The 22,337-nt window shown below is 53.9% G+C and carries 21 protein-coding genes and 1 tRNA gene; 15 read left to right on the top strand and 7 right to left on the bottom strand.

Going from position 1 to position 22,337, the window contains the following annotated elements; all coding sequences use genetic code 11:
• Positions 1-142 precede the first annotated feature (142 nt).
• The 9 genes from E2F51_RS02990 (at position 143) to E2F51_RS02950 (ending at position 8,947) form a co-directional block, all read left to right on the top strand.
• Positions 143-901: a hypothetical protein gene (locus E2F51_RS02990; protein WP_209215471.1), complete on the top strand. Its 759-nt coding sequence runs from the start codon at positions 143-145 to the stop codon at positions 899-901.
• On the top strand, positions 885-1,634 hold the full coding sequence (locus E2F51_RS02985; RefSeq protein ID WP_134822697.1) for a hypothetical protein: 750 nt from the start codon (positions 885-887) through the stop codon (positions 1,632-1,634). The genes E2F51_RS02990 and E2F51_RS02985 overlap by 17 nt, the downstream gene beginning before the upstream one ends.
• Positions 1,631-2,974, top strand: coding sequence for a lipopolysaccharide biosynthesis protein (locus tag E2F51_RS02980; protein ID WP_013203724.1), 1,344 nt, complete (start codon positions 1,631-1,633; stop codon positions 2,972-2,974). The genes E2F51_RS02985 and E2F51_RS02980 overlap by 4 nt, the downstream gene beginning before the upstream one ends.
• On the top strand, positions 2,967-3,800 hold the full coding sequence (locus tag E2F51_RS02975) for a hypothetical protein (RefSeq protein ID WP_134822696.1): 834 nt from the start codon (positions 2,967-2,969) through the stop codon (positions 3,798-3,800). Before E2F51_RS02980 ends, E2F51_RS02975 begins: the two co-directional genes overlap by 8 nt.
• An 11-nt stretch (positions 3,801-3,811) precedes the next feature.
• Positions 3,812-4,375: a YtfJ family protein gene (locus E2F51_RS02970; RefSeq protein WP_134824800.1), complete on the top strand. Its 564-nt coding sequence runs from the start codon at positions 3,812-3,814 to the stop codon at positions 4,373-4,375.
• 64 nt (positions 4,376-4,439) lie between these two features.
• On the top strand, positions 4,440-5,528 hold the full coding sequence (lptF, locus tag E2F51_RS02965; RefSeq protein ID WP_134822695.1) for an LPS export ABC transporter permease LptF: 1,089 nt from the start codon (positions 4,440-4,442) through the stop codon (positions 5,526-5,528).
• Complete coding sequence (gene lptG / locus E2F51_RS02960) at positions 5,525-6,610, top strand: LPS export ABC transporter permease LptG (RefSeq protein ID WP_134822694.1); 1,086 nt, start codon at positions 5,525-5,527, stop codon at positions 6,608-6,610. Before lptF ends, lptG begins: the two co-directional genes overlap by 4 nt.
• Before the next feature lie 70 nt (positions 6,611-6,680).
• The gene (locus tag E2F51_RS02955; RefSeq protein ID WP_134822693.1) at positions 6,681-7,472 is read left to right on the top strand and encodes an MBL fold metallo-hydrolase; all 792 of its coding nucleotides are present in this window, start codon (positions 6,681-6,683) and stop codon (positions 7,470-7,472) included.
• Positions 7,473-8,524: 1,052 nt separating this feature from the next.
• Entirely contained in the window at positions 8,525-8,947 is a 423-nt protein-coding gene (locus E2F51_RS02950; protein ID WP_134822692.1) for a hypothetical protein, read from the top strand.
• Positions 8,948-9,247: 300 nt separating this feature from the next.
• Here the strand turns inward: E2F51_RS02950 and E2F51_RS02945 are convergent.
• Positions 9,248-9,323: transfer RNA gene (locus E2F51_RS02945), tRNA-Phe, on the bottom strand.
• 1,458 nt (positions 9,324-10,781) lie between these two features.
• Here E2F51_RS02945 and E2F51_RS02940 point away from each other — a divergent pair.
• Positions 10,782-12,932: an ornithine decarboxylase gene (locus E2F51_RS02940; RefSeq protein ID WP_134822691.1), complete on the top strand. Its 2,151-nt coding sequence runs from the start codon at positions 10,782-10,784 to the stop codon at positions 12,930-12,932.
• 63 nt (positions 12,933-12,995) lie between these two features.
• Here E2F51_RS02940 and E2F51_RS02935 read toward each other — a convergent pair whose 3' ends face one another.
• Positions 12,996-13,607 carry a TetR/AcrR family transcriptional regulator gene (locus E2F51_RS02935; RefSeq protein ID WP_134822690.1) on the bottom strand — a complete coding sequence of 204 codons (612 nt, stop codon included), beginning with the start codon at positions 13,605-13,607 and terminating at the stop codon, positions 12,996-12,998.
• A 313-nt stretch (positions 13,608-13,920) separates the two neighbouring features.
• Here E2F51_RS02935 and E2F51_RS02930 point away from each other — a divergent pair, with 313 nt between their 5' ends.
• Both E2F51_RS02930 and E2F51_RS02925 read left to right on the top strand, forming a co-directional pair.
• Positions 13,921-15,135, top strand: a complete 1,215-nt coding sequence (locus tag E2F51_RS02930) for a Tm-1-like ATP-binding domain-containing protein (protein ID WP_013203699.1) — start codon at positions 13,921-13,923, stop codon at positions 15,133-15,135.
• A gap of 2 nt (positions 15,136-15,137) precedes the next feature.
• Entirely contained in the window at positions 15,138-15,965 is an 828-nt protein-coding gene (locus E2F51_RS02925; RefSeq protein ID WP_134822689.1) for a phosphoenolpyruvate hydrolase family protein, read from the top strand.
• 76 nt (positions 15,966-16,041) lie between these two features.
• Here the strand turns inward: E2F51_RS02925 and mltC are convergent, their stop codons facing one another.
• The 3 genes from mltC to mutY are packed head-to-tail and all read right to left on the bottom strand — an operon-like array spanning position 16,042 to position 18,533.
• Positions 16,042-17,121 (bottom strand): membrane-bound lytic murein transglycosylase MltC, encoded by a 1,080-nt coding sequence (gene mltC / locus E2F51_RS02920; protein WP_053143936.1) that lies wholly within the window; start codon positions 17,119-17,121, stop codon positions 16,042-16,044.
• Between the two features lie 51 nt (positions 17,122-17,172).
• Positions 17,173-17,445 (bottom strand): oxidative damage protection protein, encoded by a 273-nt coding sequence (locus E2F51_RS02915; RefSeq protein ID WP_013203695.1) that lies wholly within the window; start codon positions 17,443-17,445, stop codon positions 17,173-17,175.
• A complete protein-coding gene (gene mutY / locus E2F51_RS02910; protein WP_134822688.1) occupies positions 17,445-18,533 on the bottom strand; it encodes an A/G-specific adenine glycosylase in 1,089 nt (362 codons plus the stop codon). The genes E2F51_RS02915 and mutY overlap by 1 nt, the downstream gene beginning before the upstream one ends.
• Positions 18,534-18,684: 151 nt before the next feature.
• Here mutY and trmB point away from each other — a divergent pair, with 151 nt between their 5' ends.
• The 3 genes from trmB (at position 18,685) to E2F51_RS02895 (ending at position 20,541) form a co-directional block, all read left to right on the top strand.
• A complete protein-coding gene (gene trmB / locus E2F51_RS02905) occupies positions 18,685-19,404 on the top strand; it encodes a tRNA (guanosine(46)-N7)-methyltransferase TrmB (RefSeq protein WP_013203693.1) in 720 nt (239 codons plus the stop codon).
• Complete coding sequence (locus E2F51_RS02900) at positions 19,404-19,730, top strand: YggL family protein (RefSeq protein WP_013203692.1); 327 nt, start codon at positions 19,404-19,406, stop codon at positions 19,728-19,730. Before trmB ends, E2F51_RS02900 begins: the two co-directional genes overlap by 1 nt.
• A 97-nt stretch (positions 19,731-19,827) precedes the next feature.
• Positions 19,828-20,541: a DUF2884 domain-containing protein gene (locus E2F51_RS02895; RefSeq protein WP_013203691.1), complete on the top strand. Its 714-nt coding sequence runs from the start codon at positions 19,828-19,830 to the stop codon at positions 20,539-20,541.
• A 55-nt stretch (positions 20,542-20,596) separates the two neighbouring features.
• Here the strand turns inward: E2F51_RS02895 and hemW are convergent, their stop codons facing one another.
• Positions 20,597-21,745, bottom strand: coding sequence for a radical SAM family heme chaperone HemW (gene hemW, locus E2F51_RS02890; RefSeq protein ID WP_134822687.1), 1,149 nt, complete (start codon positions 21,743-21,745; stop codon positions 20,597-20,599).
• Complete coding sequence (locus E2F51_RS02885) at positions 21,738-22,331, bottom strand: XTP/dITP diphosphatase (protein ID WP_134822686.1); 594 nt, start codon at positions 22,329-22,331, stop codon at positions 21,738-21,740. Before E2F51_RS02885 ends, hemW begins: the two co-directional genes overlap by 8 nt.
• Positions 22,332-22,337 lie beyond the last annotated feature (6 nt).

The raw sequence follows: 22,337 nt of genomic DNA, 5'->3' as shown, positions 1-22,337 counted from the left end.
AAATAATAAGAAAAATAGCGTGAAAAGACGGTTTAGATGCCCGCTTAGCCGGTATTTAACAATACCTGCTACCCGGCGATAAATGACTTGAACCCATAGAGGAACAGAATAAAATGGCTTTTTTACCTGTGGATAGCTTGTTGTGCGCCAGAAAATAAATTCCCAGTCGCGTTATTCCCCGGTGCGCGTAATCGCTATTACAGGTTGTGATGGTTCCGGAAAATCGACGTTAGCTGCCAGTCTGGTTAAGCACTTCTCTTCGCAACAGCCGACGGAATTTCTCTATCTCGGTCAGTCATCAGGATTGATAGGAAAGTGGATCGCCGATCTGCCAATAATTGGTGCGCCGTTTGGCCGCTATTTGCTGAAGAAATCCGATCGCGTTCACCAGCGTCCTTCCACGCCTCCCGGCAATGTTACCGCGCTGGTGATTTTTCTGCTCTCTTTCTGGCGTGCTTATAAGTTCTGGAAAATGCTCAGAAAAAATCGCCCGGGTCAGTTGCTGATCGCCGACCGCTATCCGCAGGCCGAAGTGCCAGGTTTTCGTTTTGATGGACCGCAGTTGGCCAAAACCCACGGCGGAAATCGCTGGATTGGCTGGCTCAAAAATAAAGAGCAAAAGCTCTACCAATGGATGGCCTCATATCCGCCATTATTATTAATCCGTCTGGATATTGATGCGCAGACCGCACATGCCCGCAAACCCGATCATTCGCTCGCCGCCCTGCACGAGAAAATTGCCGTTATTCCGCATCTGAACTTCAATGGCGCAACCATTCTCGATCTCGATGGCAGAGAGCCGGAGAATAAAATTCTGGATGAATCATTACGTGCGATTCAGGCCTCATTAACCTATTCAGAGACAGAGTTATTTCATGACCATCATGCTGAAGAAAATTAACACCGAGCGTGCAGAAGATGACGTGGATGAGTCTTCTTCCTGTATCCCGGGACTTATTGCGGTTGTCGGCAGTGACGGTACCGGAAAATCGACGCTGACGGCGGATTTAGTCAGGAATTTGCAAAAGCAAAGGGTAACGGAACGCCGTTATTTAGGCCTGATATCCGGTGAGGATGGCGATAAAATTAAACGCTTACCGGTTATTGGTGTCTGGCTTGAACGTCGGCTGGCGGCAAAATCGGATAAAACCCAGCGCATGAGTAATAAGCCTCCGGCACTGTGGGCGGCTCTGATTATGTACGGTTTTTCATTGTGGCGTTCGTCTAATTTACAGAAAGCGATCCGCCTGGCGCAGAGCGGCGTACTGGTGATCAGCGATCGTTATCCTCAGGCTGAAATATCGGGTTTTTATTATGATGGTCCCGGCATTGGCGTGGAACGGGCCAAAGGCTGGTTAATGAGCCGACTGGCCGAAAGTGAGCGACGCTTATATCAGCAGATGGCGCTGATTCGTCCGCAGCTTATTTTGCGTCTGGATATTGATGTTGATACCGCCTATGCGCGTAAACCGGACCACAGTTATGAAGAGTTAGAAGATAAAATTTCTGCCATGGTCAGAATTCAGTACAACGGTTCGCGCATTATCGAACTGGATGCCCGCGCGCCTTACGATGAAGTGTTGGCGAAAGCGCTGGATTCGATCACGGCTGTTGCCGCCGGTTCCACATCATGAAGCACTGGTTTAAGGATGGCGCCTTTCGCACGATGCTGAAAAATGCCGCTTATCTTGGATCCGGCAGTGTGGCAAGTGCCTTGCTGGGCCTGGTGGCGCTTTCCTGTGCCGGCAAAGGCATGTCGACAGAAATGTTTGGCGTACTGGTGGTTATTCAGGCCTATACCAAAGCGGTCAGTGATTTAATTAAGTTCCAGACCTGGCAATTCGTGGTGCAATTCGGCACCCCAGCACTGGAAGGTAAGAATATCTCCCGCTTCCGCGACGTGATTTCGTTCTCCTTCGGGCTCGATATCCTTAGCAGCGTCGTGGCTGTATTGGGTGGAATGGCGCTGCTGCCTTTCCTTTCTCACTCGCTGGGACTGGATACTCACAGCCTGTGGCTGGCGGTGCTTTACTGCACGTTAATTCCGTCGATGACCTCGTCCACGCCGACCGGTATTTTGCGGGCGTTTAACCGCTTCGACTTAATTGCCGTGCAGCAGGCGATTAAGCCGTTCCTGCAGGCGGTCGGCAGTCTCTTCTGCTTCTATTTCGAGCTGGGTTTCCCCGGCTTTATTATTACCTGGTACGTTTCCAACCTTATCGGTGGCTCGCTGTTTTGGTGGTTCGCCGCGCGCGAGTTGCGATCCAGAGAGATTCATAATGCGTTAACTCCCCGACTGATGAACACCGCTCGCCGAATTGAAGGCGCGTGGGACTTTGTCTGGACAACCAATTTCGCCCATACGATTTGGGCGGCGCGAAACTCCTGCAGTACGGTGTTGGTTGGGATCGTTTTAGGTCCGGCGGCGGCCGGCCTGTTTAAAATTGCGCTGACCTTCTTTGATGCCACCGGCACGCCCGCCAAGCTGATGGAGAAAAGCTTTTACCCTGAAATCATGCGCCTCGATCCGCGCACCAGCAAGCCGTGGCAGCTCGGCCTACGCTCCGCGCTGTTTGCCGGTGGAATCGGGGTGGCGGTAGCCGTGCTGGTGCTGGTCGTCGGCAAGCCGCTTATTTCCGTGGTCTTCGGCTATAAATATTTGCAGGCCTATGACCTGATGCAAATTATGCTCGGTGCGATCATCGTTTCTATGCTGGGCTTCCCGCAGGAATCCTTGCTGTTTATGGCGGGCAAGCAGCGGGCATTCCTGATTGTGCAGACGATTTCTTCGGCCTGTTATATTGCGCTGCTGATCGGCATGTCGCACTTTTTCGGCGTTCAGGGCGCGGCGCTTGCCTATTTTGCTGGGCAATCCTTAGACGTATTATTAACGATGATCCCGACGTTACATGCGTGGCGTCATCGCAATGCCCTGCGGTTTACCCTGCCTCAAGAGAGTCAACAAAATGGATAATAGTTGGAAGAAATTTCCTGTAGAAACCACGGAGTTATTATTTGCCGCGGTGGAAGAGGATGACATCGTTGACGCGAATTTCAGTCTGCCGCAGCAGATCGCCTTGCCGTGCTCTCAGGAAGGACTGCGAAATAATTATGCGCTCTGCCTGCAATTTTGGGAGGACGGGTTTACCCGTGAGGAATTACTGGGTCTGGTTAATGATTTCCTCCGGGGACGCGAAATGTCGGCGTCGACGCGTTTACGCTACAAATATATTCGCGCGCGCTATAAGCATTTACGTTTTGCTCAGCGCCTGTACGGTAAAAAACATCAGTCGGGCCATCTGTTCCATCTGACCACCGTGCTTCTTGGCCACTTCCAGGATGCGTTTCGTAATGGCAATAAAAAGAACCTGGATCTGTACGGCAATATTCTGCGGGTGTTCCTCAGCAAGCCGATCTGGTCGCAGGTCAGCTATGGCCTGCGTCATTTAGAGTTAGAAACCGAAAGCGGATTTATTGCCTATCGTCAGGATCAGTTGCGGCAACTGCAAACGTTGATTGCCAACCCGATGCTGACCGGCAAGGAGTTTCACGACGTCCGCAAAATTGTCAGTCAGCAGGTTTCCTTTTACGACACCCTCCGATCCCTCGATCCCGATAACGTCGAAGCGCGGAAAATTTCCCGCTTTATGGCCGCCATTAACGGGCTGATGGGTGACCGGCATGATGTGATGGTGGCCGACAAGCTGTCTGGCGGTAAGTCCTACGACGCGCCTGCGGTGTTGGATATCGATATCCGCCAGCGGCTGGAATCCCTGCTCGCCAAGTTTCACGCGCAGTGATCAACGCCGGGATGCTGGGCAAGCTGCTGACCCTGGTATTGCTGCTGCTGCCATTGGCGGCCTCCGCTCATAACTTTGTTTATGGCCAACCCGTTGCGCCCGTGGCTATCGCCGACCGTGGCGAGTTGATCCTCAGGGAAGGGGAATTCAGCTATCAAAACTGGAACAGCGGCGAACTGGCGGGAAAGGTGCGGGTTGTGCAGTACATCGCGGGCCGTACGTCGGCGAAAAAGAAAAACTCGCTGCTGATCACCGCCGTTAAAGAGGCACAGTTTCCCGAGGATCGCTTCCAGCCCACCACCATCGTCAACACCGATGACGCGATCCCCGGCTCCGGTTTCTTCGTTCGCGGGAAGATTGAGAAGAACAAAAGGAATTATCCCTGGGCACAGTTCGTTATCGACAGCGACGGCATCGGGCGGAAAACCTGGCAGCTGCCTGAAGAGAGCTCCACCATTTTAGTGCTCGATCGGGAAGGGCGCGTACGTTGGGCCAAGGATGGGTCGCTGAGTTCGAGCGAAGTCAGCGATGTGATCGGCCTGGTGCAAAAGCTGATCGGCAGCGGCCAATCATGATGTGCAACCTGACGATGAGCCCTGTTGAGAAAAGCGGCTGGCCTGGCGCGAAAGGAGAACCGTTGTGTCGCTGATTGAACGCTATATCACGGTTGAAATTCGTCGACTGGTGATGGTTATCGTCGGTTTTCTGGTGGTGATGTTCGCCAGTTATTCCGCACAGCGCTACCTGACCGATGCCGCTAATGGCACACTTGCGCTGCAGGTGGTGTTTGATGTCGTCTGCTACAAAGTATTGATTGCGCTGGAGATGCTGCTGCCGGTTGGACTGTATGTTGCCACGGCCGTCGCGCTGGGCCAGCTTTACACTGACTCTGAAATCACCGCAATATTTGCGGCCGGTGCCAGCCCGATTCGCCTGTATAAAGCGGTGCTGTTTTTAGCGATTCCACTGGCGGTAGTGGTGACGCTGCTGTCTCTTTACGGCCGTCCGTGGGCGTATGGCAATATCTACCGGCTGGAGCAACAGTCGCAGTCGGTGCTGGATGTCAGCCATTTACAGGCCAATAAATTTAACGTCAATGGTAGCGGCAGAATGGTGATGGCCAGCCGTATCGATCCCGCCAGCCATCAGCTTACCGACGCGTTGATTTACTCCCGCTCCGGAAAAAATACCAACCTGTACCGGGCGCATTCGGTGGTGGTCACCGATCCCTCTCCGGCCACTCCCAGCGTCAACCTGAGGAATGGCACCGCGTATGTGCTGGATCGCGAGGGCGCGCAGGACAATATGCAGCACTATCACAGCCTTAATATCGCGTTGAAACCCTTTATTGAAAGTCAGGAAGTCAGGCGTAAGTCGGCTCCCGTGGCCGATTTATGGCGCTCGTCGGATCCGGCGGATAAAGCAGAGCTGCAGTGGCGTGAAAGCCGCGGCCTCAGCACCCTACTGATGGTGCTGTTAGCCATTCCGCTCAGCCGAACCAAACCGCGACAGGGACGCTACGCCACCTTGCTGCCGCTGACGCTGCTGTTTACCGCCATTTTTTATGGTGGCAACGTCTGCCGCACGCTGGTAGCCAACGGATCGCTACCTGCCATCCCCGGCGTGTGGCTGGTTCCGCTGGTGATGCTGACTGGCCTGGCGTTTTGTCTGGCGCGCGATTTCTCACTGCTGCGGAAATTCTCACTGCTGCGGAAATTCTCACGATGACTATTTTCAGCCGCTATCTGATGCGGAATATCTTTATCGGATTTGCTGCGGCCGCCGGTTTGCTGATCCCGCTGTTTACCACCTTCAACCTGATCAACGAACTGGATGATGTGGCGCCGGGCGGCTATCGCTGGACGCAGGCGCTGCTGGTTGTGGTGATGACCTTACCGCGTAGCCTGGTGGCTCTTGCGCCCTTTGTTGCCTTGCTGGGCGGCATTGTCGGGCTGGGACAGCTATCCAAAAGCCTGGAACTTACCGCTATCCGCACCGCCGGGTTTTCGATCTCCCGCATTGCGCGGGTAATGTTCTGCGCCGGGCTGGTGATGACTCTGACGCTCGGCGCGGTAGATGAGTGGGTGGCCGCTCCGTTGCAACAGCGGGCGTTGCAGATAAAGAATGTCGCAATGGCGAAAGCAGAAAGTGACTCCGATGCCGGCAATGCGCTGTGGGCCAGGAGTCAGGATGACTTTGTGACGGTGCAATCGTTGGATAATCGGAACCAGCCGGTGGGGATCGAAATCTTCAGCTGGCAGCCCGACCTGACGTTGAAGTCCTATATTTTTGCGCAGGGCGCGACCATCGCCGGAAAGGGCATGTGGACGCTGCACAACGTCACCGAAAAGCGCTGGGATAAGCAGCAGGAAACCGTCAATAACCTGCCAGAAATGCAGTGGCAGTCGCTGTTTTCGGGTGAAGATTTGAAGAGGCTCACGTTACCCGCAGAAAGCTTCTCGGCCCGACAGCTCGCTGACTATATTGTCTATCTGCACAAAACCGGGCAGCCAAGTCTGGAGTATGAAAGTGCGTTGTGGCAGAAAGCGGGGCGACCCATTTTGATTCTGGCGATGATCCTGCTGGCGGTTCCCTTCACCTTCAGCACGCCGCGTGCGCCGGGACTGGGAAGTCGCTTAGCGCTTGGGGTAATCGTCGGGCTGGTGACCTGGATTGTTTACCAGATCGTTCTGAACCTCGGGATCCTGTTCACAATCAATGCCCAGCTAACCACGCTGGTGCCGCCGGTATTGTTGCTGGGGCTGGCGGTGGGGTTGATCTATCGCTTCGATCGGCGGCTAAAGTATTAGATACGTAGCCTGACAAACCGAGCAGACCGCTCCCTTGCCCTGGATCCCGCGTAAGAATGAGGAACACTCAATGATCACGTTATGCAAAGCCTGCGGTACATCTTATGAGATAACCGATCCCCCGCCAGCACAATGCACTATATGCCAGGATGAACGACAGTATGTCCCCGCGACCGGGCAGCAATGGGTTGATTTTGATGTCCTTTGTGCTTCGCACAGCAATAAGTGGAAACAACACGACAGCGCTCTCCTGAGCATCCACACCATGCCAAATTTTGCCATTGATCAGCGCGCGTTTATTCTGCGTACACCTGAGGGCAATATTCTGTGGGACTGCATTGCCACGCTGGATGACGCGACGAAAACGTTAGTGGCCTCACTGGGAGGACTCAAGGCTATCGCGATATCGCATCCGCATTACTACACCACCATGCAAGATTGGGCTGAAGAATTTAACGCCCCAATTTACCTTCATGCCAGCGACCGTGAATGGGTGATGCGCGACAGCCCATGGATTACCTTTTGGGAAGGCGACACCCTCGAGTTGACCGGTGATGTCAGCGTGATACGTCTTGGTGGCCATTTTGCGGGCGGCTGCGTTCTGCACTGGGCGCGAGAGGAAGGCATCGTGCTTTCCGGCGACATTGTTCAGGTAGCCCCTGGCGGGCAGGGCGTCTCCTTTATGTGGAGTTACCCCAATATGCTGCCGTTGCCCGCCGCAACGGTCAGCGACATCACTCAACGCCTGAGTTCGGTGAAATTTAAGAAACTTTATGGCGCGTTTGAAGGAAAGGATATTACTGCTAACGCAGACGAAATCGTGCGGCGTTCAGGCGAAAAGTATCTTCGCTGCCTCAGATAAACGGGCAGAAAATTACTAAAACCCGCAAACTTTGTCCTCAGCGACGCTGATAAGGTTAACAGGCTGAGATGTTGCCCCCGTGACTGCGGGAGGGTTGGATGTCTTTTACGGGGACAGAAAAACATCAGTCCGGCAGGCAAATCACCGCACAACCGATTTGATCTTTAAGGCGCATGCCCTCCGTGAAAACCGCGCCGGAGCTTCAACTCCCGGAGTTACGAATACACTACCGGTCTGCTGCTGTGAGCTTGAGTCATGTGATGCGTTTTTCTCAATCGACAAACCGTGATTCTATCGTGTTATATGTTTAGTGGCGTCTGGAGGTCCGCGTACAGGATTACGAGCTTTTTACTGAGGAGAGGGGATGTATCTGAAGAAGCGCGTTTAAGAGGAAATCAAAAAAACTCATTTAAGCGAAAGATAAAAATATTATTGTTGATGCAGCGCGTAGTATTTCGACTTGCGCTCGAATGCACAACCTCTCATTTCCACTAAAAAGTAAAAAACCAGAATTTTCACTGTGGCGAATGTATTTCGTACAATTTGAGCCGCTAATTCAGACCGATCGTTTCTTAAACACCATTATCCCATGGGGTTTGCAGGATATTGCTAAGAAAATTCTTGCATATCATTATGATCCATTTTTGTTAATTAACCTTTTTGTAATATTTAGTTACATTAATCAGGTTCCCATAACACAACCAACATTTTTACACTCCTTTCAATGAGCACATCGAGTTATATTAATAAAATAGAAAGAATGTTGAGGAAATGTCATAAACTCAGGTTGGATATTGATGGGATATTGGCAGGTTGACTTAAAGTAGTGGAATAACGCAGGTGTTTCATCGGCAGGCTGTAAGCAGTTATGCCGTATTTCAGGGTATTTATTTTTATAGCTTTATTGATAGCAAGATGCATAAACGTTGTGTTCTACCAATCCCCTGCCGTTATCAGATGAGCCGTTCAGGCGTGGTGCTGTCGGTGTCGGATTCTATCAACCCGGACTTTTTAAAACAATATCATCAATTTCTTCTAATAGGGTTAAGTAAATGATCAAGATATTACACCGCAAGAGAAAACGACTGTCATTTTTAATGGCGAATGTGGCGATATCTGTTGTTTCTTTTATTGTGATTTCATTGTCTGGAACTTTTTTTTCTGTGTCAGTTTTTGAACATCATAGTAACGCATTCAAACTACTTGAATATGGTTTTTCTAGATCCTGGGTATTTGGCATCATCTGTGAGTTAGTTTACATTACTGCCGGGGTTCTGATTGTTATTGTAAATATTCAGCGATTAAGAGATATGGGATACAGAATGCCGATAACTATATCCATTCTTCTTATTTTGCTAGGATTTGCTTCCTCAGGTTTTTCATGGCTTGCAGGTGTCAATTTTATATCCATGACAATAGATGTTGGATTGATTATTTTCTTCTTTATTATGTTGTTTACCTCATCTAAGGCGTGAACGCATGCTTAATTAGCCTGGAAATTAGAGAAAACGCGCTTCACTGAGGAAAAATCCTCGGGTTTTATTTTAAAGTCCAGATAGGGTTTGGCAAACAAAGAATTATGTGAAAAGTATATTCTGAGCCACGATGGGAATACTTGACCCCGTCAATCGGTGTCCGCTCGGGAGGAAGGGGCCACATGGCTTTCTTGAAGTCGATCTCAGACCACCTGGCAAAGCGTAGTTTACTGGGAATGATGATTTTGGCGGGGAAACCAAACAAAAACGGACCTCCGTGGAGGTCCGTTGATATGAATTTGGTGCCCGGACTCGGAATCGAACCAAGGACACGGGGATTTTCAATCCCCTGCTCTACCGACTGAGCTATCCGGGCAACGCGGCGCATTAAACCGTACTGGCAGCGGGGCGTCAATGGCTTTGTCGTCAAAACGCAACTGATTGCACTCTTTTCCATCAACCTGAGTAAGAAGTGATAATTTCCTGATGTAAGTCGTCTGTGGGTTGGGGTGGCAAGGTTGGGGGTGAGTGGGCTGTGGAGTACGGTAAGTCGTCTGTGGGTTGGGGTGGCAAGGTTGGGTGAGAGTGGGCTGTGGAGTACGGTAAGTCGTCTGTATGTTCTGATGGCAAGCTCAGGGAGAGAGAGTTGAACACAAAGACGCCGTGCACCCATCCCTGGGGGCTCAGCGGCGACATCCCTGTCGCCGATGCTTTGCTTATCAACTCTCTCTCCCTTCCCCTAAGCTTCAAAGTCGAATGATTAATTGTGGACACACAGGTCAAAATCCCACTCGCTCTGTCGCCTATGCTTTGCTTATCAACTCTCTCCCCTTTCCCCTAAGCTTCAGTGTCGAATGGTTGATTGTGGACAGAGGTCAAAACCCGGCCCAGCTGGCTGCCCTTGACCTGTGCATCCCCCAAACCTATCAACTACGCGAATGTTATAAGGTGGCGGCAAAGAGCGCGGTAGCCGAGTGTCTGCGGCAGGGATGCCGCAGCCAAGCCTCCAGGGAGGGATTTACGGCGTCTCGGATACCGCGCTCTATGCTGACGCCAAACCACGGAGGCGGTGTTGACCTGTGTATCCACCAAACCTATCAACTATGCTGACGCCAAACCACGGAGCCGGTGTTGACCTGTGTATCCACCAAACCTATCAACTATGCTGACGCCAAACCACGGAGCCGGTTTGGACCTGTGTATCCACCAAACCTATCAACTATGCTGACGCCAAACCACGGAGCCGGTGTTGACCTGTGTATCCACCAAACCTATCAACTATGCTGACGCCAAACCACGAAGCCGGTGTTGACCTTCACCCCGTTGAATATCTTTGCAACAAAACTGCATAACCAACAGAAAAATAACCTTTTTTATTTTTATCGACAATTTTACCTGCTAAATATCAATAGGTTAGCCAACCTGCCGCCAGCCGCTAAATTCACCCGCCGTCTTGAACCTGAAAAAAAAAAGTGCCATCATTGCGCCCACTCTGACGGATAACGTCACCACGCCACTTTAAGGTCGCCGCCATGCCTGGTTCACTGCTGAAAAACAGCACCTGTACCCGACATTCACGTATGTCGCTGGCGCGCCGATCCGCTTGTCACATCCTGTCGAAAAAATCTCTCACCGTGCGGTGAGGTTTTCATACGCTTACTGTTGGCCATGAGTAAAAACAGACGCGATCTGATTTTACTGATGTCTATCGGTTGAAGCCGGACCCTGTTGGCTGTTCACCTGTCTGACACCTTTCGCCGGAAGAGGGCTATTGCCGTCTCCCATTGCTGTGCCTCTGGCACCCACTCATCCTTGACGCCTGAGGATTTGTGCTATGACACCACTGAAAATTGCAGCCAGCACCACTGTGGCTATCCACCTCCAGACCGGACGCGAAGTTGTTACGCTGGAGAAAACTGATTTTACGGATGTGGCGGCGGTGGTCGTCTCTGTTGCCGACTCCCGTAGCGGCATGCTGGCGCTGCTGCGCCATACCGGCTTTAACCTGCCGGTGTTTATCTCGCTGGACTATCCTGAGCAGGAACAGGAAATTGACCTGCCGGAAAACGTCGGCCTGCTGACCGGTGCCGGCGACGATGCGATCAAACTCGAAGCCGCCGCGTCCGAATACCAGAGCGAACTGCTGCCGCCGTTCTTCAATACGCTGACCAAATATGTCGCGATGGATAACAGCACCTTTGCCTGTCCCGGCCACCAGGGCGGTGCTTTCTTCAAAAAGCATCCGGCTGGACGTCAGTTCTTCGACTTCTTCGGCGAAAACGTCTTCCGCGCCGATATGTGCAATGCCGATGTTAAGCTGGGCGACCTGCTGATCCACGAAGGATCGGCGAAACATGCACAAAAGTTTGCCGCGAAAGTCTTCAACGCCGATAAAACCTATTTCGTGCTGAACGGCACCTCCAGCGCCAATAAAGTGGTGACCAACGCCTTGCTGACGCGCGGCGACCTGGTGCTCTTCGACCGTAACAACCATAAATCGAACCACCACGGCGCGTTGATCCAGGCCGGTGCGACCCCGATCTACCTCGAAACCGCCCGCAACCCGTTTGGCTTTATCGGCGGTATCGATGCGCGCTGCTTTAACGAGGACTACATCCGCGAGCAGATTAAACAGGTGGCGCCGGAACGTGCGCAGGAAGCCCGTCCTTTCCGCCTGGCGGTGATCCAGCTTGGCACCTACGACGGCACCGTCTATAACGCCCGCAAAGTGATCGACAGCATCGGCCACCTCTGCGACTACATCCTGTTTGACTCGGCTTGGGTCGGCTACGAACAGTTTATTCCGGTGATGGAAGCCTGTTCGCCACTGCTGCTGGAACTCAACGAAAACGATCCGGGCATCTTTGTTACCCAGTCGGTGCATAAACAGCAGGCCGGTTTCTCGCAAACCTCGCAGATCCATAAAAAAGATAACCACCTGCGCGGCCAGAAGCGCTTCTGTAGCCATAAACGCCTCAACAATGCCTTTATGCTGCACGCCTCAACCAGCCCGTTCTATCCGCTGTTTGCTGCGCTGGACGTGAATGCCAAAATGCATCAGGGCGAAGCGGGGCGTCGCCTGTGGCACGAGTGCGTCACCCTCGGCATCGATGCCCGTAAAGCAATCCTTGCCCGCTGCGAAATGATTAAGCCATTTATTCCCGATGAAGTGGACGGCAAACCCTGGCAGGATGCGAAAACCGAAACCATCGCCTCGGATGCCCGCTACTTTAGCTTTGCGCCGCGCGCTGACTGGCATGGCTTTGAGGGCTACGAGAAAGATCAGTACCTGATCGATCCCTGTAAGCTGCTGCTGACCACGCCGGGCATCGATGCCGCCAACGGTCAGTACGCGTCCTTCGGCATCCCGGCTACTATCCTGGCTAACTACCTGCGCGAAAATGGCGTTGTACCGGAGAAGTGCGACCTTAACTCGATCCTGTTCCTGCTGACGCCCGCAGAGAGCGTCGAGAAAATGGCCCATCTGGTGGCCAAGCTGGCGCAGTTCGAACAGCACGTCAAAGAGGATGCGCTGTTATCCGACGTACTGCCAACCATCTACCGCAAGAATGCGAAGCGCTACGCAGGTTACACCCTGCGTCGTCTCTGTCAGGAGATGCATCAGCTGTACGTCAGCTATGGCGTGAAGGATTTGCAGAAGGCGATGTTCCGTCAGGAAAGCCTGCCAAAAGTGATGATGAACCCGCAGGATGCCAATATCGAATTTATTCGTGGCAACGTCGAGCTGGTGCCGATTGCGAAGGCGGAAGGACGCATTGCGGCGGAAGGCGCACTGCCTTATCCTCCGGGCGTGCTCTGTGTTGTGCCTGGCGAAGCCTGGGGCGGGGCGGTTCAACGCTACTTCCTCGCGCTGGAAGAAGGGCTTAATCTGCTGCCTGGCTTCTCGCCGGAACTGCAGGGCGTCTATGCCGAAGCCGATGAGAATGGCGTGAAGCGTCTGTTTGGCTACATGCTTAACGCGTAACGGCGGTCAGTAACAGGTGAGTATCAGGGGCCGCGATTGTGGCCCCTGTGCTTTTGCGGCAGCTCAGTCCGCCGTCAGCGCTTTTTCATCTTCACGCGCCTGACGGACGATCGCTTTGGCTATCCCCTTGCCAATATCTTCCAGCTGCACGTTATCGCAGCCCCAGATATCCTTCATCACCAGAAAAATCTCCGAGCCGTACACCAGCGACAGCGACTGAACCACGCGCTCCACCATCTTCGGCGACATCTCCTGGTTTAACGGCTCAACCACATGCTGCAGCATCGCCTTGCGGTTACCCCTGATCAGCTTCTCTTTTTCAGGCCGTTCGCTGGAACGTGACTGTGCCCACTGCGTCAGAGAAAGGTGCAGGGCAGCACGCAGCGTGCCTTCATGCTCCAGCATGCGCGGGAAGGCAAATCCCAGCATCTCATCAATGCGGTCGCCGGTGTCTTGTTTAGTCGGACGCCAGTTTTTGATCGGGCTGAGCGTCTCAGTCACGATGGCCGAAACCAACGCGCTCTGAGTGGGAAAATAACGGTAGGCAGTCGCCCGCGAAAGCTGTGCTTCCTGAGCCACTTCGGTGATCGACGGGAAGGCACCACTGTCGAACATCTTCATTGCTGTTTCAATCAGTAAGCGTCGTGTTCTTGCCCTTGTAGCGGTTAATGTCATAACCCCAGCGGAATCCCTTTGCTCCACAATAACCTCATTTGTTCAATTAATTCGGCTTGAAATTCAAGCGATTGACGAATAATGCCCGGAAGAAATCGCGATGACTTCGGGGCAAATCTAAAAGCCAGACCTCAGCCGTAAGCATAGTCAACATCTCTGTGAGACGCATATTTCATTCAATTGATTTACCAATAATGAAGGTGGTACTGTAATCTCGTGGCCTTGAAAATAATGAGGCGTACAGGTTATGTACGTTTTTATTACTGGTTTTTCAAGTTCTTATTTCGTCTGATAACAGGGTGTTGTTACGACTATGAGTATAAACGCAGGTTATATCTACGCTGTTGCTACAGCAGATACTAAAGGAAGGGAACTGTTTTACGTCAGTGATTGCATCGCCAAAACCGGTGCAGACGTGTTAACAGTTGATCTGTCAACTCAACCAGTTATGCCTTCTGAAGCGGATTTCCCCCCGGAACTGATCGCCGACTTCCATCCCGATGGGCGCAACGCGGTGTTCTGCGGCGACCGCGGTAGAGCCATTGATGCCATGGCGCTGGCATTTAAGAATTTCCTCAGCAAAAGAAGCGACCTGCTCGGCGTGATTGGTTTGGGCGGATCCGGCGGAACGGCGCTGATCACCCCGGCGATGCAGGCACTGCCCATTGGCATCCCGAAAGTGATGGTTTCTACCATGGCCTCCGGCGACGTCTCCGGCTATGTCGGCGCCAGCGATATCACCATGCTGAATTCCGTGACCGATGTGGCGGGCCTGAACCGCATCTCCCGCCGGGTGCTGGCCAACGCCGCCCACCAGGTTGCGGGTGCCGTGTTGTGGGACGTCGAAGAGGATCCGAATGAAAATCCGGCGCTGGGGCTGACCATGTTCGGCGTCACTACGCCCTGCATCCAGCACGTCAGCGCCGCGCTGGAAAAGGATTATGACTGCGTGGTGTTCCACGCCACCGGCAGCGGCGGCATGGCGATGGAAAAACTCACCGCCAGCTATATGCTGTCCGGCCTGCTCGATCTGACTACCACCGAAGTGTGCGATCTGCTGTTTGGTGGCGTGCTGGCCTGTGATGATACCCGCTTTGATGCGCTGGCCAGCTCAGAGGTGCCCTGCGTGATCTCCTGCGGTGCGCTGGATATGGTCAACTTCGGCCATGCCGACAGCGTGCCGGAAAAATATGCCGACCGTCTCTTCTATCATCACAATGCGCAGGTTACGCTGATGCGCACCACGGTTGAGGAGAATGTGGCGCTGGCAACCTGGATCGCCGATAAGTTGAACCGGTGTCAGGGGAAAATTGTGTTCCTGATCCCGGAAGGCGGATTCTCGGCACTGGATGCGCCAGGCCAGGCATTCTGGTCTCCGGACGCCGATCGGGCCTTTATTACCACGCTGGAAGACCGTTTAGTGCAGACGGCAAAGCGTAAAATACTTCGCGTACCCTATAACATTAACGACCGGGAATTTGCACAGATTGCTGTGGAGCAGTTCCGCCAACTGGCAAAGGAGTACTGAGAATGGCTTTTACCCGTCAGGAAATACTGACAAAATTTAACCAGATGATTGCCCGCCGCGAGCCGATTATCGGCGGCGGTGCCGGCACCGGCCTTTCTGCGAAATGCGAAGAGGCAGGCGGCATCGATCTTATCGTCATTTATAACTCAGGCCGTTATCGCATGGCCGGACGCGGCTCGCTGGCCGGACTGCTGGCCTACGGTAACGCCAAGGAGATTGTGGTGGATATGGCGAAGGAAGTGCTGCCGGTGGTGAAAAACACCCCGGTTCTGGCCGGCGTCAACGGCACCGATCCGTTCTGCCAGTTCGATCGTTTTCTGGACGAGCTGAAAGCGTTGGGCTTTTCGGGCGTGCAAAACTTCCCGACCGTCGGGCTGATCGATGGTAACTTCCGCGCCAATCTGGAAGAGACCGGCATGGGCTACGGTCTGGAAGTCGATATGATCCGTCTGGCGCACCAGAAAGAGATGCTGACCACGCCGTATGTGTTCAGCGAAGCCGATGCCATCGCCATGACCGAAGCCGGTGCCGATATTATCGTGCCGCATATGGGGCTGACCACCGGTGGGAATATTGGTGCAGAAACCGCGCTGAAGTTAGCGGATTGCGTGCCGCTGATTAATCAGTGGGCCACGGCGGCGAAAAGCGTGCGGGAAAACGTGATTGTGCTGTGCCACGGCGGGCCGATTTCCAGCCCGGAAGATGCCCAGTACATTCTGGATAACTGCCCGCAGTGCGACGGTTTTTACGGGGCCAGCTCAATGGAGCGTCTGCCAACCGAAACCGCACTGACCGACACCACAAAACAATTCAAAAATATCAGCCGTTAATTTTTGCCCACAGCAGGGCGTATCAACCATAAAAAAGGGCAGCCCTTACGGAGCTGCCCTTTTTTTTGCCTCACTATCAGTACGAGTGGTAGCTCTTCTGCGCGCTGCTCACTTTATACAGATAACGACGGGATTCCGCCGACGGATGATTGGTGGTCAGCGTCTGATACACCTCGGCTGGCGACAGATTGTTGATGGTGTTAAACGCCCGCGTTTTATCGCTGGAGAACACTTTCAACACGCTGCCCGCGCCACCGTTATAGGCAGTGATCACTGCATAACGCCGCGAGGTTGGGTTGGTGATCCCGGCCAGATAACTGCCCTGCAGGATCGACAGATAGGCGGTACCGGCATCAATGTTGTTTTCCGGATCCAGCAGATAGCTGCGGCTCGGCTTGCCCCATTTGCCCTTCATGCGGAACACGTCAACCCCGGCGGTATGCTGCACCACCTGCATCAGTCCCAGCGCATCGGCATTACTGACCGCATACGGGTTAAAGCTCGATTCAATCTGCATAATCGCCAGGATCAGCGACTGATCGACGCCATACTTCGCGGAGGCTTCACGCACCATCGGCAGGTATTTATGGGCACGCTTATCCAGATGGTTTGGCACCATCGGAATGGTGATCGAGTAGATCACATGCAGCCCGGACGTGCGGCGTTGCAGCTTGTTCTGGATCAGATAGTCCGCAAAGGTGGCCGCACGGCCTTGCCAGCGGATCGCCTGTCCGGTGTTATCCAGCACCTGGCCGTAAAGCAGCGGCTCGGTACCAAGCTTAATATCATTGGCATCCGAGTACAGGTCGACATTCCCCGGATCGTTACCGATCAACAGGGTAGTGATGATCGCCTGACGCAGGCTGGTCATCGGATCGGTCCCGGCAATGGTCTCGATGGTGATCGATCCCGACTCAAAGTTGATGTGGCTGCGGGTGTAATATTGATCGCTGTACTTCACGTAGTCTTTGGGGCCGGCGATCAGCACTTCGTTGATGCCCCAGATATTCTCGATGTTATGGGCAAACTGTCCCATCAGAATATCGAATCCGTTGGTGTCTTTAACCCACTCTTCGTGGAAAGCCGGCTTTTTGTTGCCTGAGCAGGAAATCAGCAGCGGCGCTATTACCAGCAAACTAAGTAGTTTCTTATTCATCTTGTCGTGCTTCGCCCACATTGAGAGGGCCTCATCTGTGAGGCCCAACGATTATTCTTCTGGCGGGGTGTAACCTTCGATATGGACCTCATGCCCTTCAAACAGGAATTTGATCATCTCCTGTTCAAGCTGCTTACGATCGTCGGGGTTCATCATGCTGAGCTTCTTCTCGTTGATCAGCATGGTTTGTTTGCTCATCCACTGTGACCAGGCTTCTTTCGAAATCTCATTATAGATACGTTTGCCCGTCTCACCCGGATACAGCTGGAAATCCTGCCCTTCGGCGTCACGTTGCAGGAACGTGCAAAAAATCATTCGGCTCATTACTCTTCCTCTTCTGTCGCGCGGATGTTCAGCGCTTTCTGTTGTGGCTGACGCAGCTGTTGTAACAGGCGATCCACCGGCGCGGCCAGCCCAACGGACTGTGGCTGCGCTAAGTTATACCAGAGACCAGCGCCTTCATCCATTACCGCGCCTGCCGGAGGCAGTTCCAGCCACATTGGGACAATATCCAGGTGGAAATGGCTAAAGGTGTGACGAAACGCGATGCTCTGTTGCAGCGTTGCGCCATCAATGCGTTTGTCGCTCAGCCACTGTTGCAGCTCGGGCAGGGTAGCAAACTGCGGGAAACAGAACAGCCCACCCCACAGGCCGACCGGCGGGCGCTGTTCCAGCCAGACTTCCTGATCCTGCTGCATCATCAACAGCCAGCCGGTGCGCACCGGCAGCGTCTGTTTTGGCTTCTTGCCGGGGTAACTGGCCCAACTGCCGTTAGCATAGGCGATGCAGCCAAGATTCAGTGGGCAGATTTCGCATTTAGGTTTTGAGCGGGTACAGACCATCGCCCCTAAATCCATCATCGCCTGATTGAACTGGCTGACGCCTTCAGCCGGAGTGACCTCTTCACTGATCTCCCACAGGCGCTTCTCGACCTCTTTTTTGCCCGGCCAGCCGGACACGGCATAGCAGCGGGCCAACACGCGCTTAACGTTGCCGTCGAGGATTGGATAATGCTGCCCGAGAGATAAAGAGAGGATCGCGCCCGCCGTCGACCGGCCGACGCCGGGCAAATCCATCACCTCGTCAAAGGTCTGCGGGAAAATGCCGTTGTGCTTCTCCGCCACCGTTTTCGCCGCTTTATGCAGATTGCGCGCGCGGGCGTAGTAACCAAGGCCGGTCCATAAATGCAGAACTTCATCCAGCGGGGCGTTGGCTAAATCGCTGATTTCAGGGAAGCGCGCCATAAAGCGTTCGAAATAAGGGATAACCGTCGCGACCTGCGTTTGCTGCAGCATCACTTCCGAAAGCCAGACTTTATACGGCGTTTTTTCCAGCTGCCAGGGCAGAGTTTTGCGGCCAAAGCGCTGATACCACTCCAGTACCTGCCGTGAGAACTGCGGCGCTTGCATCATGTCAGAGAAATATCCTGGATAAGTGAAAATCAGGCTGGGATTCCAGCACAGACCAACTATGCTGTAAACCGGAAGTTACCGGGGCTTGCTTAACCGCTGTAACTTTGCATAATGCCCCCTTTCCAGAGATTGCAGACCAGCAGGCAGAAATATGAAGAGTGATGTCATTTCCCCGGAGTTTGATGAGAACGGTCGCCCAATGCGCCGTATTCGCAGCTTCGTTCGTCGTCAGGGTCGTCTGACGAAAGGCCAGCAGCACGCGCTGGACAATTACTGGCCGGTAATGGGTGTTGAGTATCAGCCTGAACCTGTTGATCTGGTCAGCTTATTTGGCCGTGAATCACCGGTGGTGCTGGAGATCGGTTTCGGCATGGGGGCTTCTCTGGTCACCATGGCGCAAAATAATCCGGCGCAGGACTTCCTCGGAATTGAAGTGCATTCACCCGGCGTAGGCGCTTGCCTGAGCAGCGCGCAGGAAGCCGGCGTGGAGAATCTGCGCGTGATGTGCCACGATGCGGTCGACGTGTTAGAGAAGATGATCCCGGATAATTCACTGCGTATGGTGCAGCTGTTCTTCCCGGACCCGTGGCACAAAGCGCGTCATAATAAACGCCGTATCGTGCAGGCCCCGTTTGCCGAGCTGGTGATGCGCAAGCTGAAGCTGGGCGGCGTGTTTCATATGGCTACCGACTGGGAAGCCTATGCCGAGCACATGCTGGAAGTGATGAACAGCATTGCTGGCTATAAAAACCAGTCAGAAACACAAGACTACGTGCCGCGCCCAGAGTCGCGTCCGTTAACGAAATTTGAACAGCGTGGCCAGCGTCTTGGTCACGGTGTTTGGGATCTGATGTTTGAGAGGATTAAATAATGGCTACCCAACGCAGTCGTCGCTTACGCAAGAAAATGCATATCGATGAGTTTCAGGAATTAGGTTTCTCAATTGGTTTCTCCTTCCCGGAAGGTACCAGCGAAGAGACCATCGACAAAAGTGTTGATGCGCTGATCGAAGAAGTGATCGACCCGAACGGCCTGGCCTTTGATGGCAGCGGCTACCTGCACTGGGAAGGTTTGATTTGCCTGCAGCAGACCGGCAAATGCACCGATGAGCACCGCGAGCTGGTGCGCAAATGGCTGGAAGAACGTAAACTGAACAACATTCAGGTCACCGAACTTTTCGATGTCTGGTGGGACTAAGTCAGTATCCCTCGTAGCATCTGAAAGGATGTCGGGATAAACGGATGTTTGTTGGGGCCACGCATGCGTGGCCTTTTCTTTCTCAGGAGAATGCAAAATGCGTAAAGCGATGATGGTGGCAGCGCTGTTGTTGGCAGCGGGTCAGGCTCAGGCTGACTATCAATGTAGCGTGAAACCCCAGGATGACATCGTGATCTCCCCGCAGACTGTGCAAGTGGTGGGTGCCAGCGGCAATCTGGTGATCACCCCAACCGGCGACGTGCAGCAAAACGGCAAAGCGGCCACGGTTGACACCGCCACGCGCCAGAAAGCGATTGATTACCAGACCGCATTACGTCGTGATTTGCCGTGGATCGATCAGGGTGCACGTCAGCGTCTGGAAAAAGGCCGCGTTGCGCTGGATAAAGTGATTGTTGAAAAGCTCGGGCAGGACAGCAACGTGCGTAACCGTCTGACCTCGCTGGATACGCAGCTGAAACAGCAGATGAACCGGATTATTGAGCATCGCAGCGATGGGCTGACCTTCCATCATCAGGCCATCGATCAGGTGCGCAAAGATGGCGAGGCGCTGGTGCAGAGTGCGATGGGCGGCGTGGTGCAGGACAGCCTGAACGAGATGGGCAGCAAGCAGGCCGGTAACGGCGGGAATCCGCTGCAGGCGCTGATGGGCAATCTCGGCGGTTTACAGCAGTCGTTACAGGACGAGTGGAAAGGGCAGGAGCAGGATTTCCAGAACTTCGGTCATGAAGTCTGTAACCGGGTGACGGTGCTGGAAGATCAGCGCCAGGCGATGATTGCCGGCCTTAAGTAAGCCCAACCGTGCACGATAAAAAAACGCCTGATGAAGTTCATCAGGCGTTTTGTTTTTATGGCGTCTCTTCTTCTGCAAGGAACAGCTCAAGCAGTGAGTTGAGGAACAGCTTCCCTTTTTCCGTCACCTGCCAGCTTTCCGCCGTTTCCGTCAGATAGCCTTCGCTGAGGGCGCGATCGATTTGCGGGCGGATGCTGCTCTCATCGAGGCCGGTATACAGCGGATATTCGGCACGTGGCGCCGCTTCCAGCAACCGGAAGCGGTTCATAAAGAATTCGAACGGCTTGTCGCTGTCGCTGACGTCTTGCTGACGGTCGAGATACTTTCCGGCCATAAACCCGCGTGGAGGACGGGTTTTGGTGGTGCGGATAATGCGACCGTCGGTCTGGGTCAGCTTGCCGTGTGCGCCACAGCCAATCCCTAAGTAGTCACCAAAGCGCCAGTAGTTGAGGTTGTGCTCACAGCGATAACCCGGTTTGGCATAGGCCGAGGTTTCGTACTGCACGTAACCTGCCGCCGTCAGCAGCCGATCGCCCTGTTCGAAGATATCCCACAGCGCGTCGTCATCCGGCAGTTTTGGCGGACGTGAGGCAAACAGCGTGTTGGGTTCGATAGTCAGCTGATACCACGACAGATGCGGTGGGTTCAGCGCAATCGCCTGGCGTAAATCGTCCAGCGCCTCTTCAAGGGACTGATCCGGCAATCCGTGCATCAAATCGAGGTTAAAGCTGCGCAGATTCAAATCTGTTGCCAGTTGAGCCGCACGCTTTGCCTCTTCCGGGCCGTGAATGCGTCCCAAACGCTCCAGTTTCTGCGCGCTGAAACTCTGCACCCCAATTGAGATGCGGTTGATTCCGGCGCGCTGGTAGCCGCTGAAGCGGTCTGCTTCCACGGCACCGGGATTGGCTTCCATGGTAATTTCCGCCGTGGCAGAAAGGGGCAGGCGGGCGCGAACGCCATCCAGCAACATCTGCATGGCTTCACTGCTTAACAAACTGGGCGTACCGCCGCCGATGAAAATGGTGCTGACTTCGCGCCCGGAGGTCAGGTGAAGATCGGCATCCAGATCCGCCAGCAGGTGCTGCACATACTCCTGGTGCGGCACGTCCCCTTTAAGCGCGTGCGAATTGAAGTCGCAGTAGGGGCACTTCTGCACGCACCAGGGAATATGGATATACAGACTGAGTGGTGGCAGCTTACGCATTGCGCATCGCTTCCAGCAGCAGCGTCATGGCTTTGCCACGATGGGAAACCGCGTGCTTCTCGGCTTTGGTCATCTCACCGGCGGTTTTACCCAGCTCTGGAACAAAGAAGATCGGGTCATAGCCGAAGCCGCCTTCGCCCACGGCGCTGCGGGTGATTTCACCCTGCCAGCTGCCATGAAACACCAGTGGCGTCGGGTCTTCTGCGTGGCGCAGATAAACCAGCACGCAATGGAACTGCGCCTGACGCTTATCGTCAGGCACGTTTTCCAGCGCCGCCAACAGCTTCAGCAGGTTCTGCCGATCGCTGGCGTCTTCCCCGGCATAGCGCGCCGAGTAAATGCCCGGTGCGCCGCCCAGCGCATCGACCGCCAGCCCGGAGTCATCGGCAATTGCCGGCAGGCCGGTTATCGCCGCCGCATGACGCGCTTTCAGGATGGCGTTTTCAATAAACGTCAGGCCAGTCTCTTCAGCTGACTCCACGCCCAGTTCGGTTTGCGCCACAATGTCGAGGCCAAAGGCGGCCAGTAAATCAGCCATTTCACGAACTTTGCCGGGGTTGCCGGTGGCGAGCACTACTTTTTGCATATCAGG

The organism is Erwinia sp. QL-Z3 (assembly GCF_004551645.1).
GTDB classification, from domain to species: Bacteria; Pseudomonadota; Gammaproteobacteria; order Enterobacterales; family Enterobacteriaceae; genus Erwinia; species Erwinia billingiae.
The sequence above is the reverse complement of the archived record's forward strand: the minus strand, read 5'-3'. Positions and strand labels throughout refer to the sequence as shown.